This window comes from Ruegeria sp. HKCCSP351 (genome assembly GCF_017872535.1).
In the GTDB taxonomy this organism is placed as follows: domain Bacteria; phylum Pseudomonadota; class Alphaproteobacteria; order Rhodobacterales; family Rhodobacteraceae; genus Ruegeria.
On sequence record NZ_JAEDOV010000010.1, the window covers coordinates 96,245 to 114,394 of the forward strand.

Genomic DNA, 18,150 nt, shown 5'->3' on the forward strand with positions numbered 1-18,150 from the left:
ATTTGCGTCGAAAGGTCTGCCTATGCCCGACAAGCCCCGATCCCCTGACGCCAATGGTGGTGTCGAAGCGGTAGAGCGCGCATTGCGTGTGCTGGACATCTTTGAGCCGGGCGATGCAGGCCTCTCTTTGAAGGAGGTTGCGGACCGCAGCGGGGTCAACAAGGCGACAATTCTGCGTCTGAGCGTGTCGCTTGAAAAGTTTGGTCATATTACGCGAGACGCCGAGGGTCTGTTTCACCTCGGGCCGTCTTTGTGGCGTCTTGGATCCGTGTTTCGCCAAAACCTGCGGATGGGGCCAATTGTGCGACCGGTGCTTGCGAATTTGGTGAATGCGACCGGCGAAAGTGCGTCGTTTTATGTGCAACGCGGCAACTCTGGCGTGTGCCTCTACCGGGTCAATTCGCCAAGGCTTGCGCGGGATCACGTTCAGGAGGGCGAGATCATTCCGCTGAGCATGGGCTCTTCGGGTCAGGTGCTGGATGCTTATTCCATCCGGCAGGGAAAACAGGCGGCCAGCATCCGAAAGGCCGGGTATTATCTCAGCCTTGGTGAACGCGATCCTGACGTCGCCGGACTGTCGGTTCCTGTTCTTGGGTTCGAAGATGAATTGCTGGGCGCGATCAGCTTGTCCGGCCTGCGCGTCCGCTTCAATGACACAGCCGTCGAAAAGTATCGCGCGGCGGTCCTTGATGCCGCCCGCCAGATTCGGGTGGAGTTTGGCGAAAAATAAGACCCGCATCATTGTGCCTTGTCTTTCCGACGCCCGATCATCTGCACACCGATAAGCGCCGTGATGGACACGACAATCAGACAGGTCGAGATCGCCGCGATTGTCGGATCAAGCTGATCACGCAGTGAATTGAACATGCGCCGGGTGATTGTGGCGTTTTCCCCGCCCGAGACCAGCATCGAGATCACAACCTCGTCCAGCGACGTGATAAATGCCAGAAAAGCCCCTGTCTGGATCGAGAATTTCACCTGCGGTACGGTGATTGTCCACAATGCGTATGCACGGGACGCCCCTAAGCTGCGCGCTGCAAGCTCCTGATCGAAATCATAATTCTGCAATCCCGACATCACCGTCACGATCACGAATGGCAGCGCCAGCGCAGTATGGGCGATCACGATCCCGGTCAGTGTGTAATTGAGCCCCAGCTTGGCATAGAGGCTGAACACTCCAACAGCGATCAGGATCACTGGCACGACAATCGGCATGATCACAAGGATTTGAGCCGCGCTCCTGATACGAGGCGCAGAGCAATGCAGACCATAGGCACAAAGTGAGCCCAGGGGCGTCGCGATTGCCGTGGTCAGCGCCGCCGCGATCAGCGAGGTCTTTGTTGCGCTCATCCATTCCGGCGACGTGACATAGGCCACGTACCAGCGAAACGAGAGCGATGTCGGCGGGAATTCCAGATAGGATGCCCCCGAAAACGACATCGGGATAACGATCAGCGTGGGCAGGATGAGAAAGAACAGCACAGCAATGCCGACCACTGTCAGCCACAGGCCGTCGATTTTACGTTGTCCGACTTGTTCCATTTTCAGATCCTCAGCGCATAAACAGTTTGTCGAGCCCGAAGACACGGTTCATCAGCCAGATCATCGCCAGCGCCAGCAACAGCAGGACCACGCCCAGGGCTGATGCGGCCCCCCAGTTCGAATAGACTGTGATGGTGCTTTCGATACGCTGCGCCAGCATCTGAACCCGGCCACCGCCCAGCAAAGCCGGTGTGACAAAGAACCCAAGCGACAGGATGAAAACCAGCACGATGCCGGCAAAAAGGCCCGGCAGGGACATTGGGAAAAATACCCGCCAAAAGGCCCCGCGCGGGCTGGAACCAAGGCCCACGGCGGCTCGGACCAGGTCGCCGTCAATATTGCGCATAGTGGCGTAGAGCGGCAGAACCAAAAAAGGCAGCATGATATGCACCATGCCAATGATGGAGCCGGTCAGATTGTGCGCCAGTTGCAGCGGTTCTTCGATAATGCCAAGTGACATCAGCGACGAATTGATGATCCCATTGCGCTGCAAAAGCACCAGCCACGCATAGGTCCGCACCAGAACCGAGGTCCAGAAGGGGACCAGCACAAACACCATCAGAATGGCCGCTGTTTTGTTCGGCATCTTTGTCAGCCAGTAGCACAGCGGGTAGCCGAGAAGGACGCAAATCACCGTCACGGCAATGCTGATCTGAAACGTGACGACAAAGGTTCGCCGATAGAGAGCACTACTAAAGATGCGCGTGTAATTTTCCGTGCTCAGTTCGCCTGCCGCATTGAAAAACGACAGCGAAGACAGCCAGAAAATCGGCAGGAAGACGACGATCAAGATCGTCAAAACCGCAGGCATCGAAAGCCCAAGAAACGTCAGTTTTTCGCGGCGTTCTTCGGATTTGAGCGTGCTGGCATTCTGAAGAGTCCCAGCACCTTCATACGTCTCGGCGATACTCATGCCACATGTTCCGGTACGATGATCGTATCTTCGGGATGCAGGGCAAGGCCGATTTGCTCTCCCTTCGACGGCAACCCGGTTTGGCCCGCGCGATTGGCAGGCACACGCACATTGATCTGACCAGCGCTGTCGTGCTGAACGATCACTAGAACGCTGTCGCCCTGATAAATGATGTCATGCACTTGGCCGGACAGGTCATTGGCGGCGTCTGGCACCGCGCCTGCTGTGACTTCCAGCAACTCGGGCCGGATGATCAGACGATGGCCTCCGCTGCCCAGCGCAATAGGCGTATTGGATTTCAGAACGCGCTCGCCAAGCTGCGCCGTGTCATTCGCTACACTAACCGGCAGGGAAATGGATTCCCCGATAAAATCCGCCACAAAGAAACTATGCGGCTGGCGATAGAGCCGCTCAGGCGTCGCGATCTGTTCGATCCGCCCATGATTGACCACTGCAATCCGGTCCGACATCGTCAGGGCTTCGCGCTGGTCATGGGTCACGTAAACGACAGTTGCATCCAGCTTTTCATGCAGCGCCTTCAATTCGATTTGCATATGTTCGCGCAACTTCTTGTCGAGCGCTGACAACGGCTCATCCATCAGAATGATCTGCGGCTCAAAAACCATGGCGCGGGCAAGGGCCACGCGCTGTCTTTGTCCCCCGGATAATTGCGTGATGCGCCGGTCGCCATAACCGCCCAGCTGCACGGTCTCCAGCGCGCGCTCGGCGCGGGCCTTCTGATCGCTTTTGGACACCCCGCGAATTTTCAACGGATAAGCCACGTTTTCTGCGACCGTCATGAACGGAAACAACGCATAGCTTTGGAACACCATGCCAAGGCCGCGCTTGTGGGGCGGCGTTGCAATCATTTCCTGTTCGCCAAACCGGATCGACCCGCCATCAGGACGCACAAATCCGGCCAGCGCCATCAAAAGCGTCGTCTTGCCGGAGCCTGATGGCCCCAGCAATGTCAGGAACTCGCCCGCGGCGATGTTCAAAGACACGTCATTCAGCGCTTTGACCGATCCGTAGGCCTTGCACAGGTTGGATATATCGATGGGAAGGGAGTGGGCTGCAGGTGACATGGGGGCTCCTAACCTGACAAAAATGGGCGCAGCACAAGATGTGCCGCGCCCAGATATTTTTTACTGTTGGATCAGCGTGTCAAACTCTTCGGTCAACTCGCCCAGCTGGCCGATGTAAAAGTTCGGATCGACCAGAAGCTGCTTGCCATAGTTGTCGGGATGTGTGTTGACCTTCACTGCCATCTCATCCGAGATTATCCCGGTGCCGAAGGCACCCGAATTCACCGGACCCAACGGCATGGTCACCGCCAGCCTCGCCTGTGCTTCGGCGCTCAGCAATTCGTTGATAAGGCGCATCGCGTTGTCTTTATTCGGAGCCCCCTTGGGAACCAACAAGCAGTCCACGTCCATCGTGCCGCCATCAAAGGCATAGGCCACATCAATGCCCGACGCGATCACGCTTTCTACGCGGTTATGGCCCATATGGATCACGTCCACTTCGCCGTCACGCAGCAACTGCGCCGATTGCGACCCGCCGCGATACCAAACGGTAACTTCGGGGGCAATCTCACCCAGCTTGTCCCATGCGCGCGCCTTGCCCTCATTCGTGGCCAACGTGTCATAGATCTCGGCCATCGGCACACCATCCGCCATGAGCGCGGCTTCGAGGTTATAGTTCACCTTGCCGTGCATACCGCGCTTGCCGGGGAAGTTTTCCAGATCCCAGAACTCTGCCCAATTGGACGGGCCATTGTCGCCAAATGCATCCTTGCGATAGGCAATCACCTTGGTGAAGTTGATGAAGCCGATGTAATTGTCATGGATCAGCTCTTTCGGAATGCCTGTGGTGTCAACAATCGAATAGTCGATCGGCTCAAGGCTGCCTTCCCGGCTCAGGGTTTCACACGAAGGCAAATCCTGTTCTGTAACGTCCCATGCAACGGCACCCGCCGTGATCTGCGCGCGCACGTCCTGAATGCCGTTTGTCGTATCTTCCTTGACAGTGATATTCAGCGCACCAGCGGCAGGTTCCAGCATGGCTGAGCGCAAGGCATCCTGAAACGAGCCTCCCCAGGACGCAAACACGACCTCTCCCTCGGCAAAGGCAGGCGAAGCAATGGCCAGGCCACCTGCCACTAGCGCCGTGGTGAGCTTCAGTTTTTGGTTATCTTTCATCATGTCAGGCTCCTCCCGAACTGTTGGTTGGTTTGTGGCTTCGCGACATGCGCGGCTCCACATAATCATTCGCAATCGTTTCATCTAGCAAAACGTCATTTCAGTTTTACTAGAGCTGATGTTGGAATTGGTCAAGGATTCTTTTGCCCCGTAGGATTCACACTCCCGTTTCCTGAGCATCAGAGCCTGGAAAATCTCGCAATTCGCGCATTGGTGCAGCATTCATCTGGGTTCGATCTTGCACATATGGCGTCTGAAGCGATCTTCGTCTGACCCGAAGTTAACTGCCACCGATTGAAGCATTTGGTGGAACGTGCGGACCGCAAACTCTCACTCGCTTTGCGTTGATCCGCGAATTTGAGTGGCAGCTTCTTGACAGTATGCGCCAATTGATCCTGACGACAGAATTGGTCAATTTGGGCTCAGCCCCGACCTCGGATGCGACGCAGCATCCCGTGATATGGTGGCATCGTCAACGTCAGGTTGTCGTTGTGGGAGGGCATGGCGGATCGGAGGATCAGTCATGGAAACACCAAACTTACCGGCCATTCGTGCGCTTCGCCCAGCTTGGAACAAAGGGCGCATCGTTGGGCAAAAACGGCCACTGAAACCAAAACACGTCTGGGCAATCCGTGTTCGACTTGAACTCGCCGAGAACCATCGGGACCTGGCGCTGTTCAATATGGCAATCGACAGCAAACTGCGTGGCTGCGATCTCGTGAAGATGAAAGTCGTCGACGTGATGGCGTCCGGCCAGATCAAGGAACGAGCTTCGGTGTTGCAAAGCAAAACGCAGAAGCCGGTTCGTTTTGAAATCTCCGAAGGCACACGCGCCTCGGTTGAAAAGTGGATGGAAGATGAGCTCATGGTCGGCTCGGAGTACCTATGGCCGGGTCGTTTCCATGAACGCTTGCACATCTCGACACGCCAGTACGCCCGGATCGTCCGGGATTGGGTCACGTCGATCGGTCTGGAGGCCAGTGCATACGGAACGCATTCGATGCGGAGGACAAAAGTCACACAGATCTACAAGAAGACCGGCAACCTGCGGGCGGTCCAGCTGCTACTTGGGCACACCAAGATGGACAGCACCGTCCGGTATCTCGGTGTTGAGCTGGAAGATGCGCTTGCGATCGCAGAGGCCATTGAAATCTAACAACTTGGGCCGTCTTCGCGGACGGCCCATACCAGTCACTCAAACATGGTCTAGAATGCTGCAGACGCAGCCCGCTTAGCGGTCGTTCGCAGCACTTGCAAAATTGGAGACTGAGTGGACTCACACATCGCGGACGAACCGGACATTTGATGCCACATCTGCTATTTATCGTATCGAAGACTTTGAGAAGTGACATTTCATGCCCAAAATACTACTTCATCATGTTTCGTATCCCGTCCGGGATGTTGAGGAGTCAGCTTCCTTCTACGAAAGTCTTTTCAACCTGGAACGCCTTGACCGCCCACCATTTTCGACTCCCGGAGTTTGGTTGGCATGTCACGATCGCCAAATTCACCTGGTGCTGAACGATGCTGGAACCTATCGCACCAAATCTTCTCCTGACATTGCCGACGTACACTTTGCATTCTGCACTGACGACTTTGAAGAAATGGTCGATCGCTTGGAGGCGGCTGGATATAGCGAGGATTTGCCAGCGGGTGACAAAAAAAGACTAGTTATTCTGCGTGAAGGTCTCGCCGGGTTCCCACAACTCTATCTGCTTGATCCCGATCTCAACACTATCGAAGTAAACGCAGCTCCAATGCCAGGAGAACCCTGAAACCAACTTGCTGTCTTTACCCCTTTTAGCCTCGAAGCAGACCAAGTCGGGTAAGGAGCTTGGGGCGGCCGCTTTGGCTTAAAACGGCCGCCTGCTAGAATTGTTGCGGATGTCTAGATTATGGCTGTAATCGCGAACACCTTGCAGAAATAGCGCGACTCTGTCGATCCGCGTTTAATCCAACTCGAACCGCAGAACACCCGCGGCGGCTAGTTCATCGTCGAGTTCGTTCGCCGTCAAAAATTCTAGCGCAAGGGCCGCGCTGCTCGGGGGCGTTGTGCTCAAGAATATTGACATATCGATATGAGTCCCAAGCTCCTCCGGTAGGATTGCCGCAGGAACCACCCCCGGTGTTGAAAGCACCGTAGTCAGCGGAGCGACTGCAAGCTCAACTTCCCCGGCGGCGACGGATGCGACTGGCTCGCCACCACCCATGGCTAGGCTCTTGGGTAAAAGCACAGTACTCAGATCCAGCCGCTCGATCAAATCGAGGTAGGTGCGGCCACTTGTGCCTGCACCCGTGTAGGCGATGCTATCGACTTCATGCAAAAGGGCTCTGATAGTCTCCACGTCTTTTCTGATTGAGCCTTCGGTTTTCTCTTTTCGGCCAACGGCAAGGGGCACACGGCCAAAAGCTCGGTGACTGGCTGCATCTGCTTTTCCATCTTTTACGAGCGCCTTAGCGTAAGGGGGATTAGTCAAGCCGATGTCATAAGCTTCATCCGCCGAGATGCGCTCCGGTATCGCGGGGTTTAGATCAACCAACTGAGTGACTGCTGCACCCGTTACCGTTTCCAAGCGCGGAACGAGGTTATTCATGATTGCGCGGATCGCCACCGGTACAAAAATGCGCAGTTCGACTGGCATAGCAGATGATATTTCTGGAGGTGTTTCCCCGCGATTATCCACAGCATGTGCCACCTTCTTGGATCGGCGGACAAGCTACCGTCCCGTAAGAGCAAAACACGCAACAATCGCCGGGTAACGGCTTAAGGACCTTGCCACATGAAGTGCACTCGTAGAACCACTGGCATGCGTCCGTCGGCATGGTTTCCACCTTAGCATGTCCACACTCAGGGCACTTGAGAGTGCTTTCCAGAACGAAAGTCATTTCCGTCAAATCTGAACTCCAATAATTCTAAAACCCGCGAGTTCTGTATTTAATCGGCGCGTACAAACAGACGATGTCAATTTCAGACTGCCGGTTGCAGGTCCAACCTCTTAAGTGACAGTTCGTCATCGCCAGCTTGATCCCAAGTGTGCGCGATAATTTTCCAGTCGTCGTCAGATTTTACGAGAAGATATCCACTCACGTCTTGGCTCACATCCGTGCCGTCTTCCAAAAGCTCCGACACCGCAAGCACGACTGCGATGCTCCCGAACTTAAGTATCTTCATACTCCGCGTTTGCTCTTCAAAAGATTCAAGGTTTTTCCGCGCCACCGCTTCCATACGCTCGATGAATTCATCCAGTGATCGCAATTGCGCCGGTCGAGCTGCTCCGCATAAAATCGCTCCTGGTAAGAAGTCTCCCCGGAAGCGTTCCCAATCCGGCTCTTCCTGATTGTTCCATTTCATGCCTTCGAAGTGATCGCGGACCAAGGCGCGGATTTTTTCTTCATCTGACACGATATCTCCCCCCCAAGTTCAAATAAGTATAATCTAACACATGAATCATACTCGCCAAAACGAGCCAGCCGATGACGCTGGCTTTGGCTCCTTGGGAGCGTTCCACTAGGGCAAAGTGTCCCTGACCGGTGCGCTCAGCCCCCTAACGAGCTAGGCGCCGTACATCTGTCGTACTCCACATTTGCCATCTAAACTAAGTCCGTGGTGGGCTTGAAGCGGGCGTTCTCGGATGTTCGCTGGCACGACTGTTCTGCTTACAAAGAGCTAGGGTCTTCGTTGATGCGCGAACATTTACCGTCTATTCTTTGTGCATGGTTAGCGGCAAATACTTCGACGATCTGTCTGTCAATGATACGTTCGAGACCGGTGGAATCACACTCACCGAGGGCGCGATTGTCGACTTCGCACTTATGCACGACCCCCAGCCTTTCCATGTAAATAAGGTGGCGGCAAAAGGTTCGATTTTCGGCGGGATCATTGCAAGTGGTTTTCAAACCATCGCGCTCACCTTCCGGCTATTTCGTGACACTGGCGTTCTAACCGACACCAACATGGGCGGGCATGGTATGGACGAGGTGCGGTGGCTCGCCCCTGTTTTTCCCGGCGACACGCTTCATGCGCGCGTCACGGTCGAGGTGCTCACGCCGTCGCGTTCAAAACCTGACCGGGGAACCGTCCGGTTCCGCTACCGAACCTACAATCAGGACGAAGTCGAGGTGCTTAGTCTAACTATGGACCACGTAATGGCTCGGCGCGGTGCAGACGGTTCTTCTTGACGTTGCAGTGGTTGGGTTTCCCGAGAATATGGTCGTGATGCGGACAAAGTTGCCCTTTGAGTTGCAAGGCAATTCCGGTATTCATTAAGCAACAACCGTTTGCTGAACTGCCGCGACAGCGATAGCAAACTGCGGCCTCTTGGAAAGAAACTTGTGATCAAGCCTTCTCCAGAACTGCTTGCTATTTCGCGCCGCTGGTACATGAACAACAGCAGTGGTAATCAGATCGCTTTGCCCAATTTTTTGTCCAATAGTGAAAACCTTAGCTTTCTCGGGTCGGCGAGCGGCGAGAACTGGAGCGGACAGGAAGTAAGAGACGCTGTCGCCGCGTATTTTCAAGATAAGCCAGATATTCTGCACATGGAGGAGCTTTTCGCGGAAGCCTTTGAAGCAGGCGACATCGGATGGGCCACCGTCATTAACAAGGTCACTTTAGTGGGCAGGTCCGAAAAACCGTTCGAATTTCGCGAAACGCTGATTTTCGCACTGGAGCAAGGGAGCTGGAAAATCATTAATCGGCACGGCTCTGTGCCAATACCCAATCAAGTCATACTGGGGATGGAGCAGACGTCAATGTCTCAACTGGCCGAGGCAGCGCGTGAGAGTATGTCGTTAGGCCAAACCGAAGGACTTGCTTCAGTCATGTTTACGGATGTCGTGGCATCCTCCGTCATCGCAAACACACTGGGTGACCGCGCGTGGTCTGCGAAGATCAATGCTCATTTTGCGGCATTAAAACAGATCGTTGAAGCAAATGGAGGCCAATTCGTCAAAACACTAGGCGACGGTACGATGTCGTCTTTCGCGTCCGCTCGATCTGCAATGTCGGCAGCAGGTAAAATTCAGCGTGATCTGGCGAACGAAATTGCCGAGCCCCGGCTCGCCGTCAGAGTTGGAATTCACACTGGCGATGTAGTGCAGTCCCATGAGGATTTCTTTGGCTCGGTTGTCAATATTGCCGCTCGTATCGCGGCTGTTGCTAGTCGAGGCGAGGTTCTTGTATCTGACGTGACGCGTGCATTGGTTGGTGATGATCCAAACCTAAAGTTTGAACTTTTGGGCGAATTTGAGCTGCCGGGTCAACAAGGCACAAGCGTTTTGCATGCCATGAATTGGCGATCTTGACCGTCTTAAGTGATGGTCCGCTTCGGGCTCTCAGCGGCCGCTCTGTTGAATTACCACGCGTCTACAAGTTCGTAATGTTTAATTGAACGAGCCTCGACCAGCTCGGCTTCGGCAGGATCGATGTGCGGGCTCTGATAATCGTCTCCGACGAACGCCTTTAGTGACTCTAGACCGTCCCAAATCATCACAAAGCTGAACTCTCTCGGGGAGTCCTTTCTGGAGGCACCGGGAAGAACCTGAACGATGCCTTTCGTCCCTCTCATTAACGGTATCGCCGTCTCGTGGAAGAACTTACTGAACTCATTCTCTTTGCCGGGTCTCACAGTGACCTGAAATATCCGCATGATCATCGATGCGTCCTCCTATTGTGCGGTCCTGAAAGAACAGTTGCATTGATACAGTTCATCGTAGCACGGCCTACGGCTGGTTTCCGCTACGGGCTCACTGCAAACCTCGGTGCAGAAGCAGCACAAGTCCCCGCAGTAAATGCTATCGGCGGGATCGCCGGCACGCGGCGGATCAGAATAGCACCGACCGAATTGCACAGTGATGCTGCCACGCAGGCAATTTTGGCCATGACAGAACCACCCGTTGCCTGTCCGTTAGAAGCCTAAGGCAAGATCAGGACCAAAAGCCCGACGAACCCAAGGATGACGCCCGCGATCCTGCGCGGACCTATTTGTTCGTCAGGAACGAAGATGTATGCAAGCAGCAGCACGAATGTGGGAGAAGAGCCCATAGTGATATCGGCAAAGGCTGAGGCTATCGACATGATCGCCAAGGGTGGTCGAATGGCCTGGCAGAAGGCTACTGGCTATGGCCAAAGATCACGCGGCGAGGCCCAGATCGGGCGTTACAAACAATTCAACGGATCAGTGCTGCTTAGCCGCAAATTGGAGACCCAGACAACCGAAACCAAGATCGCTGTTAAAGCCCTCAACCGCATGACCCATCTCGGTCGAGCAACCTATGAACGTGTCGCATAACGAACCGGGGAAAGAGGCAAATGCGGCCCAAGTGCTATTCGTGCAACGCGGTCCCATCCTGACTATAAGCTCTGAAGTTTTGAGGACTTGCGACAGCCTGTGGGTCTTCTTCCGTTTCCGGAATATGCTGTAACACCGCATGCTCGGCAATTCCACGCGCGTAGAGTTTCCTTGTCCTGCGCGGTGTCTCTCCTCCAACGGCACGAGACTTTCTCTTTGGTTGCTCCAAATACGCGGAGCATCAATCGCAAGGCCAAATAAAGTAGGATGACGCCCAGAAGTATTCCGGCGATGAGCCAAAAATCCGGGCCGCTACTCTGCACTGAAATAGATTTCAAACCGCCTCCAGAAGGACACTTACAACCAGCCAGATTTCCCCATAACTTGGCCGGTATCGATAATGCGTCATCCCCAAAATCGTACCCCTTTAGTGAATGGAAACAACCTTACATTTACTCAGCCCGAAGCGGCGTGTGAGCTTCGCTGCCTTCAACGCTTTTACCAAGCGGGCGCTAAAAAACAGGCTCCAGTACAAGCGCGGATCAACCCACAAATCGGGTCCCTCCAAGGCTATACCTGAAACAACAATGTCGAAGTCTTTGGGTTTCATGCCCCGCTTCATCCAAGTATCTGGTTTATTCCCCATAGGTTTGACCATATTCGACCGATCCGGAACAAACGCCGTTTTTTGTTCACCAAGGGCGAGTGTAAAATACTCGCCTTCAACTGGTGTCACACGGTCGTGTTGGCAAACGTTCAAAGGATAGATTTTCGTTTTTCCCAGTTCTGCTTCGCGAAGTACATTCGCTACCGCGCGAGATACGACTGGACCATATGGCCCATTGAAAATTTCGGGCAGCGCCTGAGGCTTTTTGTTCGGATACATTCCAAAAACTAATTTAGGAAAGGCCTCACGGGATTGAACGATCCAGCCCTGTTTTTGTTGTCTACTGCACCAGCAGTCGGCAAGTTGCTTAAAGCCTGCTCGGAGGTAAAGGGCTTCATCAACGTTGTGTCATACATGACCTGGCTAAACCAGACGCCTTCATTCTCTTCCACTAATCACCCATTCTCAAAAATCGCAAACTGGATCAAATAACAGTAATTAAACAAAACAAAGGACAACGAGTATGTCCGGCGGTGGTGGTACGACGCGCCGAACTCGTACCCCCTCATTGAAATCATAATCCCCATCAAGGCGCGCCGCTCCGCACTGATATTTTCGGAGAGTGTTCAAATTGCGTCCATGAGATGAAAATTGCGTTGGCGCTCCGGCACTCGGAAAGTGCAGTTCAATACTCTGGCGGTTCGATAAAATACTCGTGGGGCGGCGCGCCGAACTCAACAACCCCCTCAAATCCAGATGGAAAAACTGGAACGCTCTAAAATCAACACGCGCCACCCACGAACAGAGGATCGCATTGCGGCAAAATTGTGTCCACATCTCGTTTTGAAACTCACTGTTTGCCCATTGGAAACAAACTTTTTCGGTGAAGTTAGAAATGTTACGGGAATCCCCCAATTTCGGGCATTGCTTGAGTTGGATAGATTGGGATCAGAATAACCACTTGCCCCCTCGTGACGAAGATAGGGGCTGGCCTCGACCCCCTCAGCCAGCCCTTATTCTTGTTCTGGCCGCCCCGGCAGATTGTTTGGAGCAGGAACGTCATTCCGAACCAGCCAGTCACGCATCGCCGCCCAGTAGTCCTGCGACCCAGCTGTGTATCGCCGTGAATGTAAATCGGCTATCTGCTGTTCAAGGGAAGGCCACAAGTGCAGCTTGACCCAAGCGGCGATCCGCGCCTGGGCCAAAGCACATGGGTCGGTCATCATGATGCCGTCAGTGCCAAGAGCGGAGATTGATACATGCTGAAAGGAACGTGCCACTGCGGCGAAGTTGGCTGGACTCTCGATGCTGTGCCGAAGTCGGTCACGGCCTGCAATTGCACAATTTGTCGGCGTTTCGGTGCCCTTTGGGCCTATGGGCACATTGGCTATGACATTCAAACTACCGGGAAAACAAGTACACATCTGCGTCGCGATAGCGGGGATATCCATTTCCACTTTTGCGCCAATTGCGGGTGTGTGACGCACTATGTTGCGTGTTTCTCGGACGAAAACGGCCGCAAACTGTCTGCGGTTAATGTTCGAATGTCTGATCCGTCACCAATCAGTGAGATTCCAATCCGTCACTTCGAGGGGCGCGACAGCTTTCGAGAACTTCCTCGTGACAGCCGAACTGTAAAGGACATGTGGTTTTGACGTGCTTCCAGGCAGCGGACTTTGGAGCCACTGCTGCGAAGGCCCTTTTCGTCGTCGTCCCTCAGAGCGGATGATATGCAAATCGTTCGTTGCGGCGAGAGTGAGAAGTCAGATCCGTTGACCTGAATGCTCCACCCTTTGAGCTTTTCATTCGTCCGCTTTGATTAAGATTTTCCAACGCGGGCCACAGTCGAGCCAAGCCGAAACCTCGCACCCTGGCCCGCATCAGAAAATCTTCATCCGTGCCGACCTCAGAGGCAACGCAGTATTAGCTGTCGCACGGCGAGTTGATACATCGGGGACGGCCCTGAGCGGTCGCTCGCCAAGTCGACCAGCGCTGCGGTGCAGCTTCGCCAAATCTGCCATTCATCCATGTGGTATACGCCTTTAGGCGCATATGAGCGTTATACCTAACTTTCGTATTGTAACACTCGAACATCACGCGAAAGCCATTGGTTGGCTGATTGATCGCAACGCGCGCCTAACGAAGTCTTGGGCTATTGACGGCACGCTCCAGCTCTACGAGGAAAGTGGTTCCTGGGCCGTCATTCTTTTTATAACTGATGCTGCCGTCATGCGCACTCATGATTTGCCTAGAAATGTTCATGCCCAAGCCGGTGCCTCCGATTTTCCGAGTATCTGATGAATCCACCTGTGTGAAACGGTCAAACACCTTTTCGTGGTCCTGTTCGGACAAGCCTATTCCCTCGTCTCGGAACAATACTTTCACCCTGGTATCTTCAATCTCCACCGAGATCAGCACTTTGCTTTTGGCAGGCGAAAACTTAATGGCATTTGACAAAATATTCTCGAAAACCTGCTGAAGCCTGTGTTTGTCGCCGCGCACAACTATCGCTTGATCCGGCAGGGTCGACTTAATGGACACAGCACGTTCGACAGCAAAGGATTTTGTGTCTTCAACTGCGTCGGAAACAACCTGACGTATGTCGAGCAACTCGTGCGCGTACTTCATGAGACCGGACTCAACGCTTTGAAGATCCAAAATTTCGTCTACAAGCTTTAGAAGCTTGATGCAGTTGCGGTTGGCGACATCCAGAACATCCGCTACTTTTTCCGGCAACTCACCCAGCTTGCCTGACTGTGCGAGACCAACTGCCCCCCGGATTGATGTCAGCGGTGTCCTGAGTTCATGGCTCATTGTTGAGATGAATTCAGATTTTGCCTTGTAGGCCATTTTTGATTTTTCATGCTCTTCCTGAAGCAGGTCGAACTGTGCAGAACGCTGTCGGTAAATCCTGAGGTAACCCAACGAACTGTCGACGATAAATGTAAGAACAAAGATGCTTGTGAATAGATGTGCCCAGAGCTCCGATTGAATGGGGGCATCCGTAATCACGATATCCCTGATCGGTATGAACAGAAAGGCAACTCCGAAGCATAAAAGGCGGGTTACCAGAACGTGCAGGACATAGTGGCTGTGCATCGCTGCAAAAAGGGCTGCCGCAAAAAGAAAGAATGAAGCCATGAAATGGCTTGTCGGTCCTTGAATAAATGCAATACCAATCGAGTATGCGATGATCAATGATGTGCTGAGAAGTGTGCTCAGATAAAGCCAGGGTAAAAGACGTCTGGCTGCTTGATGATCTGTGTTTTCTTGCGACGTCACCTTGTTGAAAAGCCAATAATCAAAGAGTTCTGATGCGATTACCAGCACCAGCAGGATTCCCGCAAATTTGTCATCATAGTAGTATGCCGCAAGTGCGAGAGCCGCTGCGAAAATGAGCAACCGCTGCCCTGTCAGATCTATTCCAACCTGACAATAGTCGATCATTTGTCGCATCAAAGGCGACACTTCAGAGTTAACCACGCCACCCGTTTCAGACTCAGGCGGACTGCTCAAGTCAAAACCCCCCTTAATTTCTCAAAGTATACACTTTCTAGGCACTACAGTGCATTAGAACACTCTTTATGGTAGAGAACCGCAATTTGAAAGCAACAAAAACTTATCTCCGTGACGCCACGACAATTTAGGAAGCGAGGACATTCTAAGCGTTTGGAAAGCAATTGAAATTCAAAGCCCGTTCTCAAGCAAGGACTTCAATTGTTTTGGAAGTGCGAAGGGGTCGAACGGTTTCGTTATATACGCCAAAGCACTCTCACTGATGGGGGTGTTCTGAATGCTGGATTCAGCTTTTGCTGTCATAAACACGACAGGCGTATCTCGAAATTCCGGGCGCTTTCGCAGCTCGCAAAGAAGCTCGGGGCCATCCATGTCCGGCATCATCACATCCAAAAGGAAAAGGTCGGGTTGCAGGCTCTTCAGATTATTCAATGCATCTTTTGCAGAACTGAATTGGGTGACTTCAAAGTCGCCGACGAGTTCCAACGACATACGAGTGATAGTCAGAATGTCTTCATCGTCGTCTACATGTACCACTCTTTTTAAGAGACTCATTGCAAATACCTTTTGTTCAAGCGGATTGGGTGCCAATTTCAACAACATCGGACTTCTCAGCAACGGTATTTGCTGCCTCACGGGAAGAAGGAGTATCCTTCTCGAACCTGACCTGAAACGTGCTGCCTACACCGTAAGTACTGGACACAGTAATCTGCCCACCATGCAACTGGACTAAGTCTTTTGTAATCGTAAGGCCAAGTCCTGTTCCTGTCTGGCCTTTCTGATTTGCGTTTACCTGGATGAAGCGATCAAATATCAAATTCAACTGATCGTCCGGTATGCCACGTCCACTGTCTTTGACTGAGACCAAAACCGAGGTACCATCCTGTACGACGGAAACGGCGACATACCCTTTGTCTGTGAACTTTATGCTGTTACTGAGCAAGTTGACGAAAATCTGCCTCAGGCGCAACGGGTCTCCCTCAATTGAAACCGGTTCAACCCGAACCTCCAGCCGAAGCCCTTTCTTTTCGGCTGTAGGGCCCAGCTCTTCGCTCAATTCGGTCAAGAGTCCGTCGAGATGTACGGTTTCCAAGTTTAGTTCAACGTTGCCGGAGCTTAACTTGGCCCAATCCAGAACAGAGTTTATTAAGCCAAGCAGGTGCTTCCCGGAAGCTTCGGACTTTTTAGCCTGATTGACGATTACGCCCGTGAAATCATCCAACAATCGCGACAGCTCGGCATCTGTACCAATCGCATTTTTCAGGGTTTGGTACTGTGGATACAATTCGACCTTTCTAAAAAATGAAATGTATCCCAAAATGACAGTCAAAGGCGCACGCAACTCGTGGTTCATATTGTTGATGAACTCGGTCTTGGTACCAATCGCTTCTTCTGCCGCTTGCAGCGCTTTTTTCAGTTCAGTGATGTCGGTGCGAATCCCGACGGTGCTCCCGTCTCTCATTTGAGATTCTGAAACTTTTAGCCAGCTTCCGCTGGCAAGTTCGATTTCAGTTTGGGCATTGGGGTTGGCATGAAGCTCAAGTCGTTCTGTTATCCATTCCTCTTCGCGCCCTTCCGCCTCTGGGTACTGGCCTTGCCTGACCTCGTCGCGAAGGATTGTTTCGAAAGGTGTCCCAGGTTCGATAAGGTGGCTGGAAACGTTGAAGAAATCACGGTATTTCTGATTGCACAAAAGCAATCTGTCCTGTCTGTCGAAAATGACGAACCCGTCATTAATCGAGTTGATTGCATCGACAAGTCGCCGTCTGGCGTCCGACCGTTCCACGATCAGCCGTCGCGCATAGTTAACTCCAAACAAAGCAATCATAACCAGAACAGCTGTTGTGAGTATCAACACCGGACGATGCGCCGTATCTGGCATCCAACCGCCCGCGGGTGCTTTGGCCAACTCCAACCTGACATCCCCCAGCTCAACTTCGGCCAGTACTGGGGCAGCCGACCATACGGTTTCGGTACCAAAAACGATCTGAGTGCCCAAGTCCGCAATCTCGGTTCGCGCCGACGACGCGTATTCACGCGGCTCGGCTTCCATTCCGGCTTCAGCCAGAAGCCGGTTGAAGTCGAGGACGACATTCCCGACTACATTGTCCGGCCCGGGTCGGGCATTTCGCAATAAAAGTCCCAGCCCACCCTGAAGTAGAGTAATAGGACCGACGATTACAGTTTCTTGACTGTCCAATGCACGTTGCACCGATGCCAATTGTTGGGGGTTGTCGCGATAATCGTATCCAATAAGATCCCGGTTCGGGTCAACCGGGTGGACATCCGTGATGATAAAATCTTGCGAACGCGCGATGTTGATAATGATTGGATTGTTATCGCGAAGCAACTGGGCCAAAGTCTGAAATTCTACTCCAGTCTCGGTCAACTGCGCCACAGAAAGACTCCGCGACATGTGGCTGTAGCTTTCAATAAGCCGCTCCAAGCGAAACTTGGTCAAATTGAGAGACCGTTGAACGGCGGACCGCTCTGCCTCAAGTTTCTGCGCGGTAATCGCCTTGTCCATAAGAATAATGCTCAAACAGCCAAGAAGAATAATCGCAGCGTAAATCAGCGACAACGTCCGCTTTTGTTTTCGCTTTAGTTGTCTCAGCGTTTCTTGTTGCGTGCCCAATGCGACTTCCCAACGTATAGCAGTGTACTTAGTTTTTCCTTGAGCGATACTCTGCACAGTGCGTTCAAAACATGTCTCGAAGAAGCGTTGCTTAGTCTCCGATATTTGCCAAGCGCGCCATCAACTCTTGGGCCCTTGGCTCGATCTGTGCCCAAGCAAGCTGGTTCTTTTTTAAATTAATGTCTATTTCCTCAGCTAGATCGCCAATGGTGGCAAACCCGAGCGACCCGGCCAAACCTGCGATCTTGTGACATTCTCGCCGAACCCGAGCGAGAGCGTCAGAGTTTTCAGCATCAACTTTCAGGTCCTCTGCGGCAGCAGAGAGAGTTTCCAACCGCTCTTGGCACGACATGACGAATTTGGCACGTAGTTGCCTGAGAACCTCGTCCATTTGTCTTGCACCAGTTGTAGTTCCAGACCCAATTGTCATCCTATGTCACCAAGCT

Annotated in this window: 19 protein-coding genes; 6 read left to right on the top strand and 13 right to left on the bottom strand. The window is 52.9% G+C overall.

The window, feature by feature from the left end; all coding sequences use genetic code 11:
* Nucleotides 1-22: 22 nt before the first annotated feature.
* Nucleotides 23-730: an IclR family transcriptional regulator gene (locus tag I9182_RS17855; RefSeq protein WP_170417827.1), complete on the top strand. Its 708-nt coding sequence runs from the start codon at nucleotides 23-25 to the stop codon at nucleotides 728-730.
* Between the two features lie 8 nt (nucleotides 731-738).
* Here the strand turns inward: I9182_RS17855 and I9182_RS17860 are convergent, their stop codons facing one another.
* The 4 genes from I9182_RS17860 to I9182_RS17875 are packed head-to-tail and all read right to left on the bottom strand — an operon-like array spanning nucleotide 739 to nucleotide 4,659.
* A complete protein-coding gene (locus I9182_RS17860) occupies nucleotides 739-1,542 on the bottom strand; it encodes an ABC transporter permease (RefSeq protein WP_170417829.1) in 804 nt (267 codons plus the stop codon).
* 10 nt (nucleotides 1,543-1,552) lie between these two features.
* The gene (locus I9182_RS17865; protein WP_170417832.1) at nucleotides 1,553-2,455 is read right to left on the bottom strand and encodes an ABC transporter permease; all 903 of its coding nucleotides are present in this window, start codon (nucleotides 2,453-2,455) and stop codon (nucleotides 1,553-1,555) included.
* Nucleotides 2,452-3,540: an ABC transporter ATP-binding protein gene (locus I9182_RS17870; protein WP_170417835.1), complete on the bottom strand. Its 1,089-nt coding sequence runs from the start codon at nucleotides 3,538-3,540 to the stop codon at nucleotides 2,452-2,454. Before I9182_RS17870 ends, I9182_RS17865 begins: the two co-directional genes overlap by 4 nt.
* A gap of 60 nt (nucleotides 3,541-3,600) precedes the next feature.
* Nucleotides 3,601-4,659: an ABC transporter substrate-binding protein gene (locus I9182_RS17875; RefSeq protein ID WP_170417838.1), complete on the bottom strand. Its 1,059-nt coding sequence runs from the start codon at nucleotides 4,657-4,659 to the stop codon at nucleotides 3,601-3,603.
* A 520-nt stretch (nucleotides 4,660-5,179) separates the two neighbouring features.
* Between I9182_RS17875 and I9182_RS17880 the strand changes: the two genes are divergently transcribed.
* The gene (locus I9182_RS17880) at nucleotides 5,180-5,812 is read left to right on the top strand and encodes a tyrosine-type recombinase/integrase (protein ID WP_093037018.1); all 633 of its coding nucleotides are present in this window, start codon (nucleotides 5,180-5,182) and stop codon (nucleotides 5,810-5,812) included.
* A 199-nt stretch (nucleotides 5,813-6,011) separates the two neighbouring features.
* A complete protein-coding gene (locus tag I9182_RS17885) occupies nucleotides 6,012-6,431 on the top strand; it encodes a VOC family protein (protein WP_209599137.1) in 420 nt (139 codons plus the stop codon).
* A gap of 174 nt (nucleotides 6,432-6,605) precedes the next feature.
* On the opposite strand, the gene I9182_RS17890 is transcribed toward I9182_RS17885, so the two are convergent.
* The 3 genes from I9182_RS17890 to I9182_RS17895 form a co-directional block, all read right to left on the bottom strand.
* On the bottom strand, nucleotides 6,606-7,298 hold the full coding sequence (locus tag I9182_RS17890) for a substrate-binding domain-containing protein (RefSeq protein ID WP_209599138.1): 693 nt from the start codon (nucleotides 7,296-7,298) through the stop codon (nucleotides 6,606-6,608).
* A 34-nt stretch (nucleotides 7,299-7,332) separates the two neighbouring features.
* Nucleotides 7,333-7,542: a GDCCVxC domain-containing (seleno)protein gene (locus tag I9182_RS20495; RefSeq protein ID WP_245222719.1), complete on the bottom strand. Its 210-nt coding sequence runs from the start codon at nucleotides 7,540-7,542 to the stop codon at nucleotides 7,333-7,335.
* A gap of 82 nt (nucleotides 7,543-7,624) precedes the next feature.
* On the bottom strand, nucleotides 7,625-8,059 hold the full coding sequence (locus tag I9182_RS17895; protein ID WP_209599139.1) for a nuclear transport factor 2 family protein: 435 nt from the start codon (nucleotides 8,057-8,059) through the stop codon (nucleotides 7,625-7,627).
* Between the two features lie 311 nt (nucleotides 8,060-8,370).
* On the opposite strand from I9182_RS17895, the gene I9182_RS17900 reads away from it, so the two are divergent.
* Nucleotides 8,371-8,835 carry a MaoC family dehydratase gene (locus I9182_RS17900; RefSeq protein WP_209599140.1) on the top strand — a complete coding sequence of 155 codons (465 nt, stop codon included), beginning with the start codon at nucleotides 8,371-8,373 and terminating at the stop codon, nucleotides 8,833-8,835.
* A gap of 153 nt (nucleotides 8,836-8,988) precedes the next feature.
* On the top strand, nucleotides 8,989-9,960 hold the full coding sequence (locus tag I9182_RS17905) for an adenylate/guanylate cyclase domain-containing protein (RefSeq protein ID WP_209599141.1): 972 nt from the start codon (nucleotides 8,989-8,991) through the stop codon (nucleotides 9,958-9,960).
* A 50-nt stretch (nucleotides 9,961-10,010) separates the two neighbouring features.
* Here the strand turns inward: I9182_RS17905 and I9182_RS17910 are convergent, their stop codons facing one another.
* Nucleotides 10,011-10,310, bottom strand: a complete 300-nt coding sequence (locus I9182_RS17910; protein ID WP_209599142.1) for a hypothetical protein — start codon at nucleotides 10,308-10,310, stop codon at nucleotides 10,011-10,013.
* Nucleotides 10,311-10,700: 390 nt separating this feature from the next.
* On the opposite strand from I9182_RS17910, the gene I9182_RS17915 reads away from it, so the two are divergent.
* Nucleotides 10,701-10,946 (top strand): hypothetical protein, encoded by a 246-nt coding sequence (locus I9182_RS17915; protein WP_209599143.1) that lies wholly within the window; start codon nucleotides 10,701-10,703, stop codon nucleotides 10,944-10,946.
* A gap of 427 nt (nucleotides 10,947-11,373) precedes the next feature.
* Here the strand turns inward: I9182_RS17915 and I9182_RS17920 are convergent, their stop codons facing one another.
* From I9182_RS17920 to I9182_RS17940, 5 genes are all read right to left on the bottom strand, one after another.
* Nucleotides 11,374-11,832 (bottom strand): hypothetical protein, encoded by a 459-nt coding sequence (locus I9182_RS17920; RefSeq protein WP_209599144.1) that lies wholly within the window; start codon nucleotides 11,830-11,832, stop codon nucleotides 11,374-11,376.
* A gap of 1,857 nt (nucleotides 11,833-13,689) precedes the next feature.
* On the bottom strand, nucleotides 13,690-15,069 hold the full coding sequence (locus I9182_RS17925; RefSeq protein ID WP_209599145.1) for a HAMP domain-containing sensor histidine kinase: 1,380 nt from the start codon (nucleotides 15,067-15,069) through the stop codon (nucleotides 13,690-13,692).
* A gap of 171 nt (nucleotides 15,070-15,240) precedes the next feature.
* Nucleotides 15,241-15,672 carry a response regulator gene (locus tag I9182_RS17930; RefSeq protein ID WP_209599146.1) on the bottom strand — a complete coding sequence of 144 codons (432 nt, stop codon included), beginning with the start codon at nucleotides 15,670-15,672 and terminating at the stop codon, nucleotides 15,241-15,243.
* A complete protein-coding gene (locus tag I9182_RS17935; protein ID WP_209599147.1) occupies nucleotides 15,641-17,761 on the bottom strand; it encodes an ATP-binding protein in 2,121 nt (706 codons plus the stop codon). The genes I9182_RS17930 and I9182_RS17935 overlap by 32 nt, the downstream gene beginning before the upstream one ends.
* 34 nt (nucleotides 17,762-17,795) lie before the next feature.
* Complete coding sequence (locus tag I9182_RS17940; RefSeq protein ID WP_209599148.1) at nucleotides 17,796-18,095, bottom strand: Hpt domain-containing protein; 300 nt, start codon at nucleotides 18,093-18,095, stop codon at nucleotides 17,796-17,798.
* Nucleotides 18,096-18,150 lie beyond the last annotated feature (55 nt).

Bases quoted from the DNA above. Each gene is read 5' to 3' on its own strand.
- I9182_RS17855 (WP_170417827.1), top strand. From the start codon at position 23: ATGCCCGACAAGCCCCGATCCCCTGACGCCAATGGTGGTGTCGAAGCG.
- I9182_RS17860 (WP_170417829.1), bottom strand. From the start codon at position 1,542: ATGGAACAAGTCGGACAACGTAAAATCGACGGCCTGTGGCTGACAGTG.
- I9182_RS17865 (WP_170417832.1), bottom strand. From the start codon at position 2,455: ATGAGTATCGCCGAGACGTATGAAGGTGCTGGGACTCTTCAGAATGCC.
- I9182_RS17870 (WP_170417835.1), bottom strand. From the start codon at position 3,540: ATGTCACCTGCAGCCCACTCCCTTCCCATCGATATATCCAACCTGTGC.
- I9182_RS17875 (WP_170417838.1), bottom strand. From the start codon at position 4,659: ATGATGAAAGATAACCAAAAACTGAAGCTCACCACGGCGCTAGTGGCA.
- I9182_RS17880 (WP_093037018.1), top strand. From the start codon at position 5,180: ATGGAAACACCAAACTTACCGGCCATTCGTGCGCTTCGCCCAGCTTGG.
- I9182_RS17885 (WP_209599137.1), top strand. From the start codon at position 6,012: ATGCCCAAAATACTACTTCATCATGTTTCGTATCCCGTCCGGGATGTT.
- I9182_RS17890 (WP_209599138.1), bottom strand. From the start codon at position 7,298: ATGCCAGTCGAACTGCGCATTTTTGTACCGGTGGCGATCCGCGCAATC.
- I9182_RS20495 (WP_245222719.1), bottom strand. From the start codon at position 7,542: ATGACTTTCGTTCTGGAAAGCACTCTCAAGTGCCCTGAGTGTGGACAT.
- I9182_RS17900 (WP_209599140.1), top strand. From the start codon at position 8,371: ATGGTTAGCGGCAAATACTTCGACGATCTGTCTGTCAATGATACGTTC.
- I9182_RS17910 (WP_209599142.1), bottom strand. From the start codon at position 10,310: ATGATCATGCGGATATTTCAGGTCACTGTGAGACCCGGCAAAGAGAAT.
- I9182_RS17920 (WP_209599144.1), bottom strand. From the start codon at position 11,832: ATGTATCCGAACAAAAAGCCTCAGGCGCTGCCCGAAATTTTCAATGGG.
- I9182_RS17930 (WP_209599146.1), bottom strand. From the start codon at position 15,672: ATGTTGTTGAAATTGGCACCCAATCCGCTTGAACAAAAGGTATTTGCA.
- I9182_RS17940 (WP_209599148.1), bottom strand. From the start codon at position 18,095: ATGGACGAGGTTCTCAGGCAACTACGTGCCAAATTCGTCATGTCGTGC.